The following is a 15,920-nucleotide window of genomic DNA, read 5'->3' as shown; positions in this document are numbered from 1 at the left end:
CGGCCTCGGCCGCACCGAGCCGGCAAGCCATGGCGATCCGGGGTGATTGGCACGAGCGCAGGCCTCGCAATACCTCCGGCGCTGACGCCACCATCGCAGTACGCGAGAGCCAGAGGAAACTGCCAGCAGAAGTGGTCCGCGATTCGGTGGGAACGCGGCGGCTACTGCGGGCAGTCGGTATTCACACGCAGGCCGGCTCGGGCGACGCGGCCGTAAACGAGCAGGGCCACACCAAGACCTCGCCTACCGATCGGAGTCCGGACGTGATCGCACGAACATGGCGGGGCTGGGCTCCGCGGGCCACCGCCGACGACTACCAACGGCATTACGAGACCGAGGTCAGCGAGCACCTTCGCGACGTACCCGGATTCCGCGGAGCGCGACTACTCCGCCGGACCGACGGAGCCGACGTCCTGTTCACCTCAATCGTCTATTTCGCCGACATGGCAGCGGTTCGGGCGTTCGCCGGCGAGGATCCCGAACGAGCGGTCGTCGAGCCGGCCGCCCGTCGAACACTGATCCGCTGGGATCAGCGGGTCGACCACCACGAGGTCGCTGTCGACCTCGCCTGACCAGGACGTCCCACGACGGGACGCCCGACGATCGCTCCGCGGTGCCGATGACCCTCGACTGCGGAGATCGGGAACCGCCCGCCGCGAGCGGCCAGGGTAGGTGCGTGATGACGATTTCGCGAGACCGCCTCCGCGCAGGCGAACCGGACGCCTTCGGCGACCTGTTCAACGAATTCGCACAGCGCGTATACAACTACGCGTACCGGCTGCTCAGCGACTGGTCGGCCGCCGAAGAAGTCGTCTCGATGACGTTCCTCGAAGCCTGGCGGCGCCGAGATCGCATCGAGCCGACCGGGGCCTCGCTGCTGCCCTGGCTGCTGGGGATCGCGACCAACCACGCCCGGGACTTCGCCCGGGCCCGGCGCCGGTACCGCGCCGCGTTGTCGCGATTACCCCCGCCGACCGCCGAGCCCGACTTCAGCGAGGCGGTGGCGAGCCGGATCGACGACGACGCGCTGCTCCCGGCCGCCCAGGCGGCGCTCGACGGGCTGCGCCGCGCGGAACGCGAGGTCGTCGCGCTCTGCGTCGACGCGGAACTGGACTATGCGTCGGCCGCCGAGGCGCTCGGCATCCCGGTCGGCACCGTCCGGTCACGGCTCTCGCGGGCCCGCGCCAAGCTCCGGGCCCAACTGGAGCGTTCGGACGCGACGCCGCCGACCGGCCTGCGCCCGGCCGGACACCCTCCCCTCGCCGAGCCCGCGGCCGGCCCGACACCGACCGGAAGGAAGCACCGTCATGGATGAGCGCGACGACCTCGCCACCCTGCTCCGCACGCGCCCGCCCCGTCCGCTGCCCCAGGCCGACCGCCAGCGCATCGCGCTGATGGACGAGATGCGTGCGACGCGATCGGCGGCCCGCGCCCGTCGCTGGACAGTCGGACGGCTGCGGGTGCCCGCGCCGATGCTGGCCGCGGGTGCGCTGGCCGCCACGCTCGCCGTGGCCGCCGCGGGCACGACCGTGATCGGCCTGAACAACGAGGAATCCGTCGCACCCGGGACGGGCGACGGCACGACGCTGTCCGCCGCCACGCTCGCCGACCTGCTCCGCCGCGTCGACGCGGCCGCCGATCGTCAACCGCCGACGGTGGTCGGCGCGACCCAGTTCCTGTACGTGCGGTCGCTCGACAACAACAACTTCCAGCCGGGTGATCCGCCGCAGAACAAACAGGAGTGGCACTCGGCTGACGGCACCCGCTACGGAGTGCTGGACGGCAAGGCCACGTCGGTCGACGTGTACGAGAGCGGTGAACAGCCGCCCGCGGGCACGCCTGCGCTCGACGCCGCGGTCCTCTATCCCGACCCGTCGCGTCTGAGCGGTCTCACGAACGTCGAACCGGCCGCGCTGCTGGCAGCGATCAACCGGTTGTCGGCGCCCGGCGCGCCCGCCGCCGAGCGGGCGTTCGACCGCGTCCAGACCATGCTCGACACCGGCGGCCTGGCGTTCCCGCGCGTCCGCGCGCTGCTCTACCATGTCGCCGCGCTGATTCCGGGTGTGCGGTACGACCCGGACGGCGCCGACCTGCTGGGCCGCCGGGGCGCGGTGCTCTCGCTGCGGATCGACCGCTCGAGCTTCGACCTGGTCGTCGACCCGGACACGGGCGAGCTGCTGGGCCGGCGGGGAACCGCCTACGAGCGCTACGCCGTCGTGGACCGCATCGGCGAGCGGCCGGAGGGCGCACCGGTCGGCACGACGCCGCCGGAGCGGCCCGGTGACCGGACCGTCCGCGGCCTCGACTACGCCGACGAGACGTTCGTGGTGCCGGTGGACGAGCACTTCGGCACGGCGTCGAACTCCGACGCGAGCAGCCTGCCGACGCTGGCGTTCCAGGGCGGCGTGGCCACCCGGAGGGACGCGGAGGGCCGCACGCTCCGCTACGAGATGGTCTCCGGCCGGCCGGTCGCGTTCGCGAACCTGCTCGGGCGGGTCGAGGGACCGGTTCTGCTCCTCCGGGTCCACACGGCCGGCCTGCCCGACGCACAGACCGCCTGGGCGGTGCTGTTCCTGGACTTCTCGCACGCCGAGGGAGGGCCCACGAAGCTCGTGACGTGGATCGACCCCGGCCCCGATGCGGTGTCGGTCGAGGCCTCCGGTACGACCGTGACCGTCACGCCCGCCGGCGGCGTCCGACAGCGGTACCACTGGGACGGCGACCGCTTCACCAGGAAGAACTGATCCGTCCGGGCGCTCCTCGACGACGCCGCGGAGCGCCCGGCGGCGCGGCCTCACCTAGGGTGGCCGGGTGGATGCGAGCATCGAGCAGTGGACGGCCCTGGCGGTGCTGCTACCTCCGGCGCAGGCCGAGGACGTGGTCGGCTTCCGCATGATCGGCGAGCAGGAAGCGGGCGTCGAGACGCTCGTCGAGGGGCTGCTCGAGCACGGAGTCCCGGCCGCGGACAACGTCCGGGCCGAGATCGCCGTGCTGGCCGAGGTGTGGGGTGTCCGCGGCCGCGTCGAGGACGCCCTTCGGCGCGCTCGCCCCGACCCGGCCGGCGGCACCTGCGTCCGGCTCGCCCCGCCCGTGGCGGCGGTGGACCGGCAGACACCGCCGGTCGTCGTGCCGTGGCTGGAGTGCGCCACGTGCGGTGGGGTCCTGAACCGGGTCGTCGACGGCCCGTTCATCTCCGACGTCGACGCCGACCGCTTGGAGCTCATCGACCCGGACGGGACCTGGGGCTATGAGGCCGACGAGCTCTGGGAGGCGTTCGCCACCCTGCACGAGTGCTGCGACGACCCGGACTGCCGCCTGGCCCCTTGGCTCGCCTGGGAGGACTAGGCCGGTTTCGAGCGGCGTCGACGCGTTGCTCAGCACTCAATTCCGCGCGTCGGTAAAGCACCCGTCGACGACCGTGGAGTGGTCAGATCCCACGAGGCGGTCGGCGCCGGCCGGTGACCGCACCGGTCCGATATCGCGAACTCTCGCAGTGCGGCATGACCGGGAGCGCTACCGCGAGTCTTTCCCTGGGCGAGAAGGCGGCGGGCGTCCCGCTCGCGCGCGGAGCGGGCCGTACGGCTCAGTGAGAGCGAATCCCGTCACCATCCTCACGCAACCCCGGCGATCCCGATCGGCACGGCGACTCCCGGCCAGCGGCAAGGGAGTGCATCGTGCAGGGCACGCACTGGTCTCTCGCTATGACTGACGGGTACGCAGCGCGATTTCGGTACCCGTTCCGGACGACAAGATCGTTGAATCGATCGGGTGACGGGGCCGGTCGGGGAGCCCATGACGGACCTCTCACCACGGACGTTCAGGTACGGCTGCGGGATCCGAGTACGAGAAGAGCGGCAGCAGCCAGAACGAGCGCTAAAGCCGCTTCCCACCATCCCGCCGACCACAGTCCCGTGACGTCCGCGGCGATACTGAGCATTACTAGCGGACCTGACGTCACGGTGAGGCCGTCCGCAAATCGCACCATCACGGCCGGCCGCTTGAACGTCCAGCGGTGGCGTTCGTGCGTGGTGGCGGGCACCGTACGAAGGCTCCGGACCTGGTAGCTGCGCTCTGTATCCGCGCGACGCGGACGATCGTCTGTGACGCTGAGGGCTTGGCCAATCGGCGCTGGTCTCGCCCAACTGGGCCGATACGTTGATTGGATGGCGTCGAGCGAAGCAGTGGGTGCGCCGCCACCGAGTGCCCACTCTCGCGTATTGCCAGACGACATTCAGACCTCCCAGCAGTGGCCCCCGGTCAGAGTAAGGCGCGCCGCCGAATGCCGCCGAGTGAACGCTCGGCCGTGGAGGCCGACGTCCACAGCGCAGAGCGCGACTGAAGGCCGCATATGGTCCATGCTGCCTGGGAAGACTTCGTGCGCGACCTCGGGAGGCCGCGGGTTGTCGCTTGGCGTTGTGGCGATCTTGGCGCGGCATGAAAATGCTTCCGTCGCCCGAGGCTGGCGCGGCCGACTGCTGCGCTGGCCGACGGCCTGTCTCCCCACCAGGCCGGTGCGGTTCGGAAAGCTGAAGGCGGAGAAGGGCTCTCTGGCCCCAGATACTGTGACGGTGGAGATCCGGAGGTTTCGCCCCGCCGACAGTGCCGCCGTCGCCGACGTCATCGAGCGATGCCTGCGCGAAGTCAACAGCCGGGACTATCCGAGCGACACGATCGAGTTGATGTGCGCACACTTCACTCCACGACAGATCGAGCGCCTCGCCGCCGAGCGACAGATGTTCGTCGCCGTTGACCAGGATGACGTCGTGGGCACCGTGTCCCGGGACGGCAACAAGGTCTACACGATGTTCGTCCACCCACGAACGATCGGCCAGGGTATCGGCCGACACCTGATGGTCCACGTCGAAGCTCTCGCCGCAGCCGACGGCTACGCCTTCATGGAGACCGGCGCGAGCATCACCGGCCACGGCTTCTACCAGCGGCTCGGCTACCTCGACGTCCGGACCAGCGAGACCGAATTCGGCTTCAACTACATTCTCCGCAAGCCACTGCCCAGACCTGACCCGGATGCGGCCGTCCGGTGACCGCTGCTCGTGCCGCGGTGCGCGGCCGGATCACAACGACGCTCCGCGGCAACAGAGTGTGCGCTCCGCGCGTTCGGTGGCCAAGAGAAGTGAGCCGATCGACCGTTCCGCCCGACGGTTTAGCCGAACGCTGATCAAGCCCGGAAGCGGAACTCAACGGCAAAGCCAGACGCCATCCCCCGCGTGGCGCGCCACCTCGCCGTCTGATTGCCGAACGAAAAGCGATGAACCGACGATCCAGACATGTTCGCCGGGATGGAGGAGTAGCGGTCGCGGTAGCTCAACGGCGCAGTCACCGGCTTCGACCAAGGTCACCATTGTCAGCCGCGCCACCGGCGCCGGATCTGTTCGGTCTCGCGGGCTCCACCGAGCACATGGCACGCGGTTGACGTGGATGAGACTGCTGCTGATGGCAACGACGCGACAGGTACCGACCTGGCGTGGATATCGTCGGGCGGCGGCCCGTTAGTAGCCATCCCGGTGTCGGCGGTTGACCAATGGGCCGGCTGCACAGAGAGCGGCGCGATGATCGGCGACGGCACGATCCGCGACGACTACGACAGAGCGTGCCAGGTGGAGGGATGGGCTGGGGTGATCAGCAACGGTCCGCAAGCCCTCGCGCTCGTGCTCGCCGACAACCCGCTCTCACCTGCTATCTGCCCGAACCGAACACTTTCGTTCGCTGGCTCACCGCAGATTCGGCCGCTGAACTGATCGACGCCGCAACGGCCATCGTCTGTGGTGCCGCCGCCGAGTGAGAGGACTGCGGGGTCTGGGAGACCGACGGAACAGCGATCCTGATGGACTCCGCCCACGCCGGAGCCGACCTCGACGTCGAGTACCTGGACGGCACAGGTCGGCCCGAATGCGCGATCGTTCCTCTTCCAGCCGGACGTTGGAGCGTTCGAGCGCTTCACCGAACCGAGGACTTTCCGTGGGTTGGCATCGTCCAGCTCGTTCCAGTCGGCTAACGCCCAGCGGCATGAGAGTTAACTCTTGAACCCTGCTATCGAGCTGTTTAGCCACCGGCGGATCGCGGCGAAGTCGGTGTCGGTGAGACCGAGGAGGGGGTCGACGCGGTGCAGTAAGGCCGGCTCATGATGGTGGGTGCGGACCCATCGCCGGTCGGCGTCGGTGATCTCGTCGTCGAGCCAGATGAACGGGCGGCCGCCTGCTTCCTGGGTGAGGAACTTCGTCTTCCAATGAAGTCCTCTCGCGGGGCCTGCGTCGTCCGGGAAGTCGACGATAGGTAGCTCCGGCAGTCCGAGCCTGGGCGCGACGATTTCGTTCGCGTCAGCCATCCACGTCGTAGCCAGATCAACTGGCACCCCAATGCCAGCAGTCGGCGCCCGTCCGCTGGGTCGAGGCGGTCCACCAGCGGATTACCCGAAACCTCCGCTGGGTTGGTGGCGGCGTTCAAGGCGCGCACGTGCCCGGCAGGTCGGGCACATAACGGGATCAACGGTCCATCCACGTCCAGGAAGAGCAGCGGGCGGTCGTCACGGGTAACCATCCACTAGAACATATTCGGGCGGCACACTGCGGCGGTGCCGAGCACCCCGACGGCGGCAGATGTGTGCGTCCGCTGCACATCGGGCCAGCCGAGAAATCCGTTCGCTGAGAGCGGGCGAGGCGTTAGCGTCACCGCCGTGATCATCGCGTTCGACGAATACCAGATAGACGATGACGCGTCCCGGATCGACCGCGACGCGGCCTGGGCATTCCTGAGCACCGAGGCGTACTGGAACGCCGACCGAGTGCGAGCAGAATTCGACACCCAGGTGGCCGTTGCCTGGCGCGTCGTCGGAGCCTACGAGTCACGGACCGGGAGGATGGTCGGATTCGCACGAGCGATCTCCGACGGTTGTCGATTCGCCTACCTGGCCGATGTGTTCGTCCTCCCCGAGGCGCGCGGACGCGGATTGGGCGTTGCCGTCGTCACGGCGATGATCGACGGCGGCCCGGGCGCGGCGTTCCGTTGGAGTTTGCACACCGCCGACGCCCACGGCCTCTATGAGCGACTCGGCTTCTCCAAACCCGACCACATGTACCTCGAACGGCCCCGAGGCTACGGCGTCGACGGTGCAGCAAACGCCCACTAAAGCTCCCCGGCGCGTACGGCCGCTCGGAGACATGAGCGTTAGTTCGGGTTTCCAACCCACTGGTATTGTGACCTCGATATCAACGATGAGCGCGCCGTCAAGTAGGGCGCGCGCCGCGTCTGACAACCGTGGCCCGGGTAAGAGACCGGTAGCACAACACCCTGCCACGACCCTACGGTCAGCGCCGCGACCGGTACGGCATCTCGGTCCTACACGCCGAGGGTCCAGAGCCCCCGCGCACCTCGGCGTGACACCCTCCGCCTGCAAGAAGGGAGGCCAGCAACGCACATAAGCTCATCGCGGCAAGAGCGTACGTTTGACAATCCAACTCAAGAGCTATCGATTTGTTTCGGAGGGCTGGACTCCGGTCCCCAAAATGCGGTGGAGGTGGGGCGCCGACGGTAGAACTAGTCGGGATTTCCACGCTTTGGAGGCCCCATCGCGGCACGGACAGCCCTGAAACGACCTGGAGCATGGCAGGCTATGCGAGAGCGGCCACCTGCCGCGCAGCGCTCGCGGGAGGTCGGTCGTGGTCCACAGACCGTGGCGGGCCGCATGGATCGCGACGCTGTGCGCCTGTGTCGTTTTGACAGTCGCTGTCCAGAGCGAGTTGGCGTCAGGACCCAGCCTCGATCCGCTGTACGGCGTCGCAATAGCAGCACTCTTGCTCTGGTTGGCCTGGCGACCGCGCATCGTGCTCGGCAACGACGAGATCGCCCTCTACGACTATCTGCCTCCGCGCCGCCGCATTGCGTGGCAGGACATCGACAACGTAACCCGCAACTCGCGGTGGGGACATCGGGGCCAGCTCACGCTGAACCTCCGGGATGGCACGGAGCTACTTTGCCCCGGTCCCAGCTACGGCCTGCTCCGTGTTGGCGGTGGCTACTCAGACCGCGCACGCGCCGCTGTCGAGACTCACCTGGCCACGCAGTTAGACGGCACCGCGCGTCCTGGCCGGATCCTCGGCCAGCAGTCCTGACCTCGCTCATCCCGTCGCCATTGCCCACTCCGCGATGTCCGCGCTGCTATCGGGGCTGCCACGCGCCAGCCCATCGGACACGTGATGCCCAGACGACGGAGGCCCCCGTCTGCGAGCCGTTCGGCTTGCCTGGGTCGGCGGTGATGGGACGCCACCATTCCGGAATTCTGAGCGCTCCGGCCGAACGTATGGACTCCTGCCATGCGCCGTAACGGCGGCCAGCGCTCGCGCGTCTTCTGCGTGCGCTGGCCGTCATTGGCCGGATATTAGGGGCCGCTCGCGCTATGCGGCATGAGCGAGTGTTGCGAACCGAACGTTCGTGGCGTCAGGCCGGCGATCGAGCGGGGAGTCGTTTCGCGGGAACCTGGTGTCAGGACGGGGAAAACACCCCGCGAACGAAATCTTCTGGAGGCTGGACGACATGAGCGGCTGCTACGACTACTCGTACAACGAGTGCAACGACTACTCCTACGAGGAGTGCAAGCCGCGTCGTCGTCGTCACCACAAGAAGCGCTACAACGACTGCTGGGACTACAACCCCTGCAGCTGACCTTCCTCATCGACACGGCCCGGAACGCACCCGCGCTCCGGGCCGTGTCATGTCCGCACACCGGTCACCGCGCCGAACGAGCACTCGGCGCCAGAAGAGTGCGTTCAGCCGTTGGGCAGGAGGGGGCGCATGAAGGTCCGCTCGTATCGCAGGACGCAGCCGGACTCCTCGCGGATGTTGTCTGCTGCGATGAACTCCGGGTCCTCGCCGAACCGGGTGCGGTAACGCTCATAGGCGGCCAAGCTCTCGAAGCTGAACAACGCCTCGGCCCGGTCGCTGGCGCCCTCCGCCGGCAAGAAGTAGCCGTGGTGGACGCCGCCGTGCTTAGCCACCAGCCGCATCCATTCGTGGGCGAAGCGTTCGAATGCCTCGATCTGAGTTGAATCGATGATGTAGTGCACGACGCAGGTGATCACGGCATCAGCATTGCAGTGGTCTCCGGTCCGCCCACCGCGGGAGCATGCGATCGCGGAGTCGTCCGCCGTCAGCATGAGCTCGCTCCGCACCTGCCTCGGAATGCACACCGCGCGGCATGATCGGATGTTGCCGACACCACAAAGTAGTCGTCTGGACACATCTAGCTGAAACGCCCGTAGCATTTGGCAAAGCTTCCGGCGGACCACCTCGCCGGGTCGTGAGGAGTGGGTAGTGGCGAGCGATGTTTCGGCCTTCGCAACTCAGATCATCGCCCTCGGTGGGGTGCTTGCAGGTGCTGCGGCCACTCTCGCCGGGCAGTGGATTAACGCGCGGTCCGCACGGACTAAAGATGCCGAGCAACGAATCCGTGATGCCAGGAACGAGCTGAAAGCGGTCATCATGCGGTTTCTTGATACAACCCAGCGAGTTGAGCAGAGTCTGGACACGGCACGGGACGACATCGAGGGGGGTCCCCAGCCATCCGACGACGAGCTTCACGCCATGTGGCTGGCCGTGAAGGAGGTCATCATCTCGTGCAGCCCAGAGTTGGGCCGAGCCGCCAACACCTACAGCGACGCCCTTCAGGCCCAAGCTCGGAAACGCGTGACAGACCGATCTCCGAAACGGATTGCTCGTGGCGTCTTCCTTGACGCCGCGCGGATGGAACTTGGGCTCGAAAAGTATTTGACCGAATAGGACCTCCCATCGTCTCCACGCACAGTTGGTTGCCTAATCGCGGCATGTGAGTGAACCCACCATTGGCCGCTCGCAGACTCGAGGGATGGTCAGGATAGCAGAATGACCGGCCCTGCCTATAGCCGGACAGCCGCAATTAGCTCAGGCTATATCTGACTCCAGCGCGGCCCACTCCATACCCGACCGCGCGCTTCGGGAAAGCCACCTTCCGGATACTCGATCAAACACCCTAGAACGCCGTCTCCTGCTCTGTCCTGGTACAGAGGCGAGCCGAAGAGGACGTCTCGTCGCCGAGGAGAGCGTGATGCGGATCTGAACTATGGGATTCAGCGCGCGAATCGCTTTTTAACCTTGAGAGGCTCGCTTGACTCGAGGCCATGCGCATTGATTAATGCATCGACTATCTGCCGCGCCGCAGCGTAGTGGTCCTCGACTGAACTGATCGCGAAGGTCTTTTGAATGGGCCCGAAGCTGACATCTACACCCGCCCAACCGTTGCGTGTCAAAGAATCATGCTGCGCATCGGCGATCCTGGTTCGGCCAAAACCGAAGCCGATGTCGACGCGTATACCCAAATCGAGACGGTATAGCTGCACCGTTAGAAAGCTTCCAGGTACCGTGATCGATACCGAGCTCTTTCTGTCGTGTGCCATTAGCCAGCGAACTTCTTCCACGAGTAGGGCCTGCTGGGCAGCAAATTGCGGTAGCGCCGAATTGGTGGACCGCTCCCTCCGAGAGAATCGCTTCCGGCGCGGGCTCGCGACGCCACCTAAATCGACCAGAAACTGGGTACCCGGTAAATCACCGCCCCGAACGTCCTCTCGGTGCACCCCGGCTAGCAGCAACGGCAGCTCGCAGGCATCAAGGAGTAACGGCACGATCCTCTTGCCGGATTCAGACGCATAATGAAGTTCTCGTAGCACCCACGGCGATTTCACCGCCTCGGGTGTGAGTATGACCAGAAAGACATCGCACATGTTGATGCGTTGCGCGATTTCCCGAGTCCAGACCTCACCGGCGTATAGCTCGAAGTCCCACCACACGGTGAGGTCGGCGGCTCGGAGAAACGGTACGAGCTGTTCTGCGTAGCCCCGATCGCTCCGGCTATAGCTCAGAAACACCGACGCCGCCATCAGACCTCCACCAGATCAGTCGTACATCGTTATCGTGGGCGCGGGACAAATAGATGGCCTGCTGTGCACGTCTTTACCTATAGACCTGATTTGCGGCCTGCGGCAACGTCAGATCGAAGAGGAATTATTGTGGCGAGCGCAGATATAATGGGCAGTCTCTCCTCGACACTCGTCGCATCTGCGACGATGAGCAAGGCTGGCCAAGCCACACAGCGGTGAGAAGAGTGACGACCGCTACCGACCTCCGAATAAGATTTTTTAGGGATAGCTGCGCGATGACCGCACCATCTTCTCATTGACGCAAGAGCAACTCAACGACCGTCGGATTCTGGTGCAGCGATTGCTCTGGACAGAAACACCGCTATTCGACCGACAGTTCGGTGATGTCCCGAAACCGACGAGTCAAGGGCACTGGCAGAACATCCGCTCATCGGCAAATTGGTGCGTTCGCGCCCGCGATGGTGTGTCGATGAGATGGCCCGGGTTGTCGTGAGGATGTCTCTCGTCGTCTGAGGTGCTTGTGCGTCTCCTGGCGGCACCGTTCGGCGGGTTGCTGCCCGCGTCTGGCTGGTCAGAGACGGTCGTGGGTGTCCTGGTGGTCGAGCGCGGCGAGCAGCGCGTCCAAGGGGTCGATCTCGGCTGCCGGCGCTGCCGGCGTCTCCGCCGGGTCGTGCCCGGGTGGGGTGGGTTGGGTCGGTCGTACGGCAAGTCGCCAGTTCGTGGGGCAGCGGTAGATCGGGTAGCCGTCGGCCGTGGTGGTCGCGCTGGTGAGTTTGTAGTCAAGGATGCTGTCGGCGACGAGCATTTCGACGGTGGGCTGGGAGCTGGTGGTTGTTGTCGCGGTAGACGGTGAGGTTGGTGTAGCTCGCGGGACCGCCTCGTAGCTCGATCCGGGCTTCACTCAACGTCCGCGCTCCTCGATCGATCATCAGTCTCTCCCGAGCGGTACCCAGCTCAGGAATGCTGTCGGCGCGCGGCCGAGGTGGTCCTGTTCTCCGCGCGGGGACGGCGCAGGCGACTCGGGCAGGGGCGTGGGCCGCGCCGCCGACCAGGTCACCACCCCGCTCCTGGCGAGCGCCGTTCGAGCCGAGCGTCGGGCGTGTCGGGGCGCACATACAGCCTGCGGACGGCTGGTGCGTCGTCCGGTAGCGGTCCTGAACCATTGACGGCCTCTGACGGCGAGCGGCCGCCACGCGCTCCGCTACGCGCAACGGAACGGAATGCGAACGGCCCGCTAGCTGGGCTTTCCCTGCTAGCGAGGGTTCCTATCGATTAACACTCCCCGCAGATAGATCTGCCGCCACCGGCGTTGATCATTCCGCGCGAACGCCTCTCACTCACCCCGCGCCGCAGCGACCTCATCCGGAGTCACACCCTCCTACGACACCGCCACCGGAAAAGACGCGCGCTGCAACCTTCGACGTGACCAAGCACTACTAGTGTCGTTGAGCCATGGGCGAGTCGATATAACCCATCATCGGCATGTGAAGAGTTGGGAGATTGATAATCGGATCTATCTCGGTGCGGGCGCGGCGGTTTTGACGCTTGCCGGCTGCGCTGAACTCGGTCTCTACCGATGGTCCTCTGCGTGGGAGTGGCTGCGGAGCGCACGATGGGAGGCGCTTCTCCTTTTCTCTGGTGGCACCGTTCTACTTCTCGTAGCAGCCCGACATGCTGGCCGACCGGCGTCGGAGGCCAGTGCCACTCCTGTGGCGGCTACACCGAGTGGGCACCACGACCGCTGGAACAGCCCGAGTTCGTTGACGGCGGCGGTCACCGCCGCCGCTGCGATTGCGGCGCTCGTGTTCACTGGACAACAGAGCCGCGCTGCAAGGGAGTCCGTCGAAGCCACCCGTGAGCAGCTACGCCTTACCCGACTAGGCCAGGTTCGCCAGCGCTACAGCCAGGCAATCGACCAACTGGGTGCCCAGGGGATCGACGCACGCACGGGCGGCATCTACGCCTTGGAGCGCATCATGCGTGAGTCCTCTACCGATCAGGACATCATTGTCGACATTCTTGCCGCCTTTGTCAGAAATCACCGGCCCCTGCAGTCGGTTATCGATTCATCTATCGTGCCCGGTGATGTCCAAGCCGCATTGACCGTTCTAGGCCGACGCCCAACCGACTATGCGATAGACGGATATCCGATCCCTCGATGGGATCCCGCTGGGCGGACATTGAACCTGAGCTACACCGATCTGACGGGGGCAAACCTGACCAGGGCGAAGCTCGCCTTCGCGGATCTCACGGGGTCCAATCTCCAAGGCGCAGATCTGACTCTGGCCCAGTTGACCGGTGCGAAGTTGTTCAAAGCCCGCTTGGCGAAGGCTGACCTCTCCGGGAGAGTAAGCAGTGAGAACGATACCGCTAATCTGGGCGCCGACCTCACCCGCGCCGACCTGGGCGACGCAGACCTCACTGGGGCGGCCGTGGGTGGTGCGCGCCTGTCGGGCGCCCTTCTCGACGGCGTCGTAGGTCTCGAATGTCCAGCTGTCAGAGAGAATCGTCCATGTGATTGGACAACCGCCGAACTGCTGGTGCCGCGATCGGCATTTAGCGTAGTTCGTGGCCGCGTCCCGTGACCCCCGCAGAATTCTCGAGTTGCCATTGGCAACACCCAACGCCTCCAATCTAGACGCGAATACAAGGTAAGTCGAACGCACTGATCAGAACAACCGCTCGTCGGCACGGTCGTGCGGCGGCGTTACGTCCCGGAGGCCATGTAGGCGGCGAGGATGTAGTTGGGGTGACGGCCGGAGTTCTTGCGGGCGCGGTCGTAGCGCATCGTGGTGCGTGGGTCGGCGTGGCGGCGATCTGGGTGTCGCGGAGGCTGACGCCGGCGTCGAGCATCGTGGTCACAAAGGTGTGTCTGAGCATGTGCGGGTGCATCCTGGGCATCCGGATCCCGGCGGTCGCCGCGAGGCGCTTGAGCCGGCGGGTCGCGGCGTGCCGATCCATTCGCCCGCCGCGGATGTTGCAGGATCGGTCTGCCGGATCGTTCGTCGACGGTGCGGTCGAGTGCCCGGCCCACGGCGGGCGGTAGCGGGACGAGGACTACCGTGCCGCCTTTGCGGCGGACGCGTAGAACGCGATGGCCGTGTTCCTCGCAGCCGCCAGCGGATCCAGGGATCGCTGGCGCACCAGCGCAGGTAGACGCGCAGATCGGACTCGGAGTGCAGCCGGGACGTCCCCCGGTAGCGACCGAGGTAAGCCACGACGGCCTGATCGAAGATAGCCGGGTCAGAACGAAACTCAGCAGAGGTAGCCATACCTCACGGTCAGTCGCGAACGCCCGAGCCGCAGCCACGAGCTGGCGGCGGCAGACGCGGAGTTCAAACGGCCGCGGCACCCTTCGGCCGTAGGGTGGCGATGTGACCGCGAACGGCCCGGCGAGGCTGGTGGGGATCTCCCTGGACTGCCCCGACTCGCAACGGCTCGCCGAGTTCTACCTCGAATTGCTCGGTGGCCGCCAGTTGTGGGCGAAGGAATCCAGCGTCGGGATCGAGGTGCCCGGCGCAGTGCTGATAGCCCAGCAGGTGGATGAATACGTCCCTCCGGCCTGGCCGGGAAGCTCGATCGTGCACCTTGACCTCACCGCTGACGATCTCGGCGCCGCCGCGGAGCGGGCTGTCGCGTTGGGAGCCACGCTGCCAGTGCAACCGGACCCGCGCTGGCGCGTCCTGCTCGATCCGGCCGGCCATCCGTTCTGCCTGACACCGTTCACACCGGACTAGCCGGCCTGACAGACGCAACGCAAGGTGCAGCGCGGCACTCGAGGCGCCCTCCGCGCGGCACGGCCTGATCGGACGTCGAGTGTCGTGCTGGCGGGCGGGCGCGCCGGCCGGGCAGAGCTTGCCGACCGGTTCTTCCCTGGTGGATAGGCTCGAAAATGTGTTGAAGATCGGGCTGATCGATGAAGCGCGGCCCGGCGTTGCCGGGTTGCTGGCCGAGCTCGGCGCGACGGTTGTCGGTCCGGCCCGGGCCGACGCCTCTGGGCCTGATGCGGGGCTGACGCGTCGACAGGTCGAGGGCAGCGACGCCATCGTCGTCCAGCGGGTCCCACCGGCGGCGGTCGCCGGATCGGCTGCGGTGCTTCATCTGGTGCTGCTGCCTGGGGCGGGCTTCGACGTCTCTGCGCAGGAGGCCGCTGACGTGCGTTTCGACGCCAGCGTCACGGCCGACGAGCTGGGCCGCGCCGTGTCGCAGCTGTGGAGTGATCGTCTGGTGCCGTTCGAGGCGAACTTACGGGACGGTCGACGGACGGCAAGGCGTCGCCGGCCGGTGCTGTGCGGTTCCGATCCCACCTGGCCGGCGCAGGCCCGCCGTCTGATCGCCCGGCTGGTAGCCGCCTCGGAGGGCCGGATACTGCGTGCAGACCACATCGGCTCCACCTCCGTCGCCGGCCTACCCGCCAAGGACCTCATCGACATCCAGATGGTCGTCGCTGACCTCGATGAGGCCGTTGAGGTGGCGGAGGCCGTGCGGGTTGCCGGGTTCGTCCGGGCGGGACGCTGGACCGGCCTGGACCGGTACGGCGTCGAGCACCCCGAGGAGGTGGTCGTCGACGCTGACCCGGGGCGCCCGGTCAACATCAACATCCGGGCGGTGGACGCGCCGGTGTGGCGTCAGGCGCTGCTGTTCCGGGACTGGCTTCGTGCGACCCCTTCCGAGCGGGTGGAGTATGCCGCGCTCAAGCATGGCCTGGCGGCTCAGGTGGCCCATGTCGATGACTACAGTCGCGACAAGATGCCCTGGATCCACGCTGCCCTGGACCGGGCAGCTCGGTGGGCTCAACGCAGCGGTTGGCAGCCCTGAAATGTGCTGTGGATCGTGCACCCCCACAGGCTCAGGTTGCGGAATTTTCGGCCCTGTCGACTGCGTCCCAGAAGGCCGCGACGACCGCTCGGCCATCGGGCCTGGCCGATCGAGGCGAGGGTCGCGCCGAGCGACGTCTAGCCGGCGACGCACAAGACGGTGACATGACCTTCGCCAACA

Annotated in this window: 18 protein-coding genes and 1 pseudogene; 14 read left to right on the top strand and 5 right to left on the bottom strand. The window is 66.7% G+C overall.

Annotated features, from left to right (window positions below; genetic code table 11):
• Positions 1 to 29 precede the first annotated feature (29 nt).
• From CRYAR_RS48925 to CRYAR_RS50780, 7 genes are all read left to right on the top strand, one after another.
• Positions 30 to 572, top strand: a complete 543-nt coding sequence (locus CRYAR_RS48925; RefSeq protein WP_211247503.1) for an antibiotic biosynthesis monooxygenase family protein — start codon at positions 30 to 32, stop codon at positions 570 to 572.
• A gap of 107 nt (positions 573 to 679) precedes the next feature.
• Positions 680 to 1,315 carry an RNA polymerase sigma factor gene (locus CRYAR_RS17080; protein WP_084701920.1) on the top strand — a complete coding sequence of 212 codons (636 nt, stop codon included), beginning with the start codon at positions 680 to 682 and terminating at the stop codon, positions 1,313 to 1,315.
• On the top strand, positions 1,308 to 2,744 hold the full coding sequence (locus CRYAR_RS17075; protein ID WP_035852021.1) for a CU044_5270 family protein: 1,437 nt from the start codon (positions 1,308 to 1,310) through the stop codon (positions 2,742 to 2,744). The genes CRYAR_RS17080 and CRYAR_RS17075 overlap by 8 nt, the downstream gene beginning before the upstream one ends.
• 67 nt (positions 2,745 to 2,811) lie before the next feature.
• Positions 2,812 to 3,345 carry a hypothetical protein gene (locus CRYAR_RS17070; RefSeq protein ID WP_035852019.1) on the top strand — a complete coding sequence of 178 codons (534 nt, stop codon included), beginning with the start codon at positions 2,812 to 2,814 and terminating at the stop codon, positions 3,343 to 3,345.
• A 1,070-nt stretch (positions 3,346 to 4,415) separates the two neighbouring features.
• Positions 4,416 to 5,042, top strand: a complete 627-nt coding sequence (locus CRYAR_RS17065) for a GNAT family N-acetyltransferase (RefSeq protein WP_211247502.1) — start codon at positions 4,416 to 4,418, stop codon at positions 5,040 to 5,042.
• 390 nt (positions 5,043 to 5,432) lie between these two features.
• A complete protein-coding gene (locus CRYAR_RS50220; RefSeq protein WP_211247501.1) occupies positions 5,433 to 5,756 on the top strand; it encodes an Imm21 family immunity protein in 324 nt (107 codons plus the stop codon).
• Positions 5,757 to 5,842: 86 nt separating this feature from the next.
• The gene (locus CRYAR_RS50780; protein ID WP_342673833.1) at positions 5,843 to 6,013 is read left to right on the top strand and encodes a hypothetical protein; all 171 of its coding nucleotides are present in this window, start codon (positions 5,843 to 5,845) and stop codon (positions 6,011 to 6,013) included.
• A gap of 18 nt (positions 6,014 to 6,031) precedes the next feature.
• On the opposite strand, the pseudogene CRYAR_RS50775 reads toward CRYAR_RS50780, so the two are convergent.
• Positions 6,032 to 6,555, bottom strand: a pseudogene (locus CRYAR_RS50775) (HAD domain-containing protein).
• Positions 6,556 to 6,697: 142 nt separating this feature from the next.
• Here CRYAR_RS50775 and CRYAR_RS17050 point away from each other — a divergent pair.
• The 3 genes from CRYAR_RS17050 (at position 6,698) to CRYAR_RS50215 (ending at position 8,676) form a co-directional block, all read left to right on the top strand.
• The gene (locus tag CRYAR_RS17050) at positions 6,698 to 7,144 is read left to right on the top strand and encodes a GNAT family N-acetyltransferase (RefSeq protein ID WP_035863763.1); all 447 of its coding nucleotides are present in this window, start codon (positions 6,698 to 6,700) and stop codon (positions 7,142 to 7,144) included.
• Positions 7,145 to 7,673: 529 nt separating this feature from the next.
• Positions 7,674 to 8,126: a hypothetical protein gene (locus tag CRYAR_RS17045; protein ID WP_169745049.1), complete on the top strand. Its 453-nt coding sequence runs from the start codon at positions 7,674 to 7,676 to the stop codon at positions 8,124 to 8,126.
• A 421-nt stretch (positions 8,127 to 8,547) separates the two neighbouring features.
• Positions 8,548 to 8,676, top strand: coding sequence for a hypothetical protein (locus tag CRYAR_RS50215; protein ID WP_281174599.1), 129 nt, complete (start codon positions 8,548 to 8,550; stop codon positions 8,674 to 8,676).
• Positions 8,677 to 8,780: 104 nt separating this feature from the next.
• On the opposite strand, the gene CRYAR_RS17040 is transcribed toward CRYAR_RS50215, so the two are convergent.
• Positions 8,781 to 9,092, bottom strand: a complete 312-nt coding sequence (locus CRYAR_RS17040) for an NIPSNAP family protein (RefSeq protein ID WP_035863750.1) — start codon at positions 9,090 to 9,092, stop codon at positions 8,781 to 8,783.
• 232 nt (positions 9,093 to 9,324) lie between these two features.
• Here CRYAR_RS17040 and CRYAR_RS17035 point away from each other — a divergent pair, with 232 nt between their 5' ends.
• Positions 9,325 to 9,789, top strand: a complete 465-nt coding sequence (locus CRYAR_RS17035) for a hypothetical protein (protein WP_035852015.1) — start codon at positions 9,325 to 9,327, stop codon at positions 9,787 to 9,789.
• 326 nt (positions 9,790 to 10,115) lie between these two features.
• On the opposite strand, the gene CRYAR_RS45765 is transcribed toward CRYAR_RS17035, so the two are convergent.
• Positions 10,116 to 10,922 (bottom strand): toll/interleukin-1 receptor domain-containing protein, encoded by an 807-nt coding sequence (locus CRYAR_RS45765; RefSeq protein ID WP_084700611.1) that lies wholly within the window; start codon positions 10,920 to 10,922, stop codon positions 10,116 to 10,118.
• A gap of 571 nt (positions 10,923 to 11,493) precedes the next feature.
• Positions 11,494 to 11,727, bottom strand: a complete 234-nt coding sequence (locus CRYAR_RS17030; RefSeq protein WP_035852014.1) for a hypothetical protein — start codon at positions 11,725 to 11,727, stop codon at positions 11,494 to 11,496.
• Between the two features lie 955 nt (positions 11,728 to 12,682).
• On the opposite strand from CRYAR_RS17030, the gene CRYAR_RS45760 reads away from it, so the two are divergent.
• Positions 12,683 to 13,507 (top strand): pentapeptide repeat-containing protein, encoded by an 825-nt coding sequence (locus CRYAR_RS45760; RefSeq protein ID WP_084700609.1) that lies wholly within the window; start codon positions 12,683 to 12,685, stop codon positions 13,505 to 13,507.
• 49 nt (positions 13,508 to 13,556) lie between these two features.
• Here CRYAR_RS45760 and CRYAR_RS50770 read toward each other — a convergent pair whose 3' ends face one another.
• A complete protein-coding gene (locus CRYAR_RS50770) occupies positions 13,557 to 13,883 on the bottom strand; it encodes a tyrosine-type recombinase/integrase (RefSeq protein WP_157017793.1) in 327 nt (108 codons plus the stop codon).
• Positions 13,884 to 14,296: 413 nt separating this feature from the next.
• Here CRYAR_RS50770 and CRYAR_RS17015 point away from each other — a divergent pair, with 413 nt between their 5' ends.
• Together CRYAR_RS17015 and coaE are read left to right on the top strand one after the other, a co-directional pair.
• Entirely contained in the window at positions 14,297 to 14,659 is a 363-nt protein-coding gene (locus tag CRYAR_RS17015) for a VOC family protein (protein ID WP_035852010.1), read from the top strand.
• A gap of 157 nt (positions 14,660 to 14,816) precedes the next feature.
• On the top strand, positions 14,817 to 15,740 hold the full coding sequence (gene coaE / locus CRYAR_RS17010; RefSeq protein ID WP_051570436.1) for a dephospho-CoA kinase: 924 nt from the start codon (positions 14,817 to 14,819) through the stop codon (positions 15,738 to 15,740).
• The last annotated feature ends 180 nt before the right edge of the window (positions 15,741 to 15,920 follow it).

The organism is Cryptosporangium arvum DSM 44712 (genome assembly GCF_000585375.1).
Taxonomy (GTDB): domain Bacteria; phylum Actinomycetota; class Actinomycetes; order Mycobacteriales; family Cryptosporangiaceae; genus Cryptosporangium; species Cryptosporangium arvum.
This window is presented reverse-complemented; position numbering and strand designations above follow the sequence as displayed.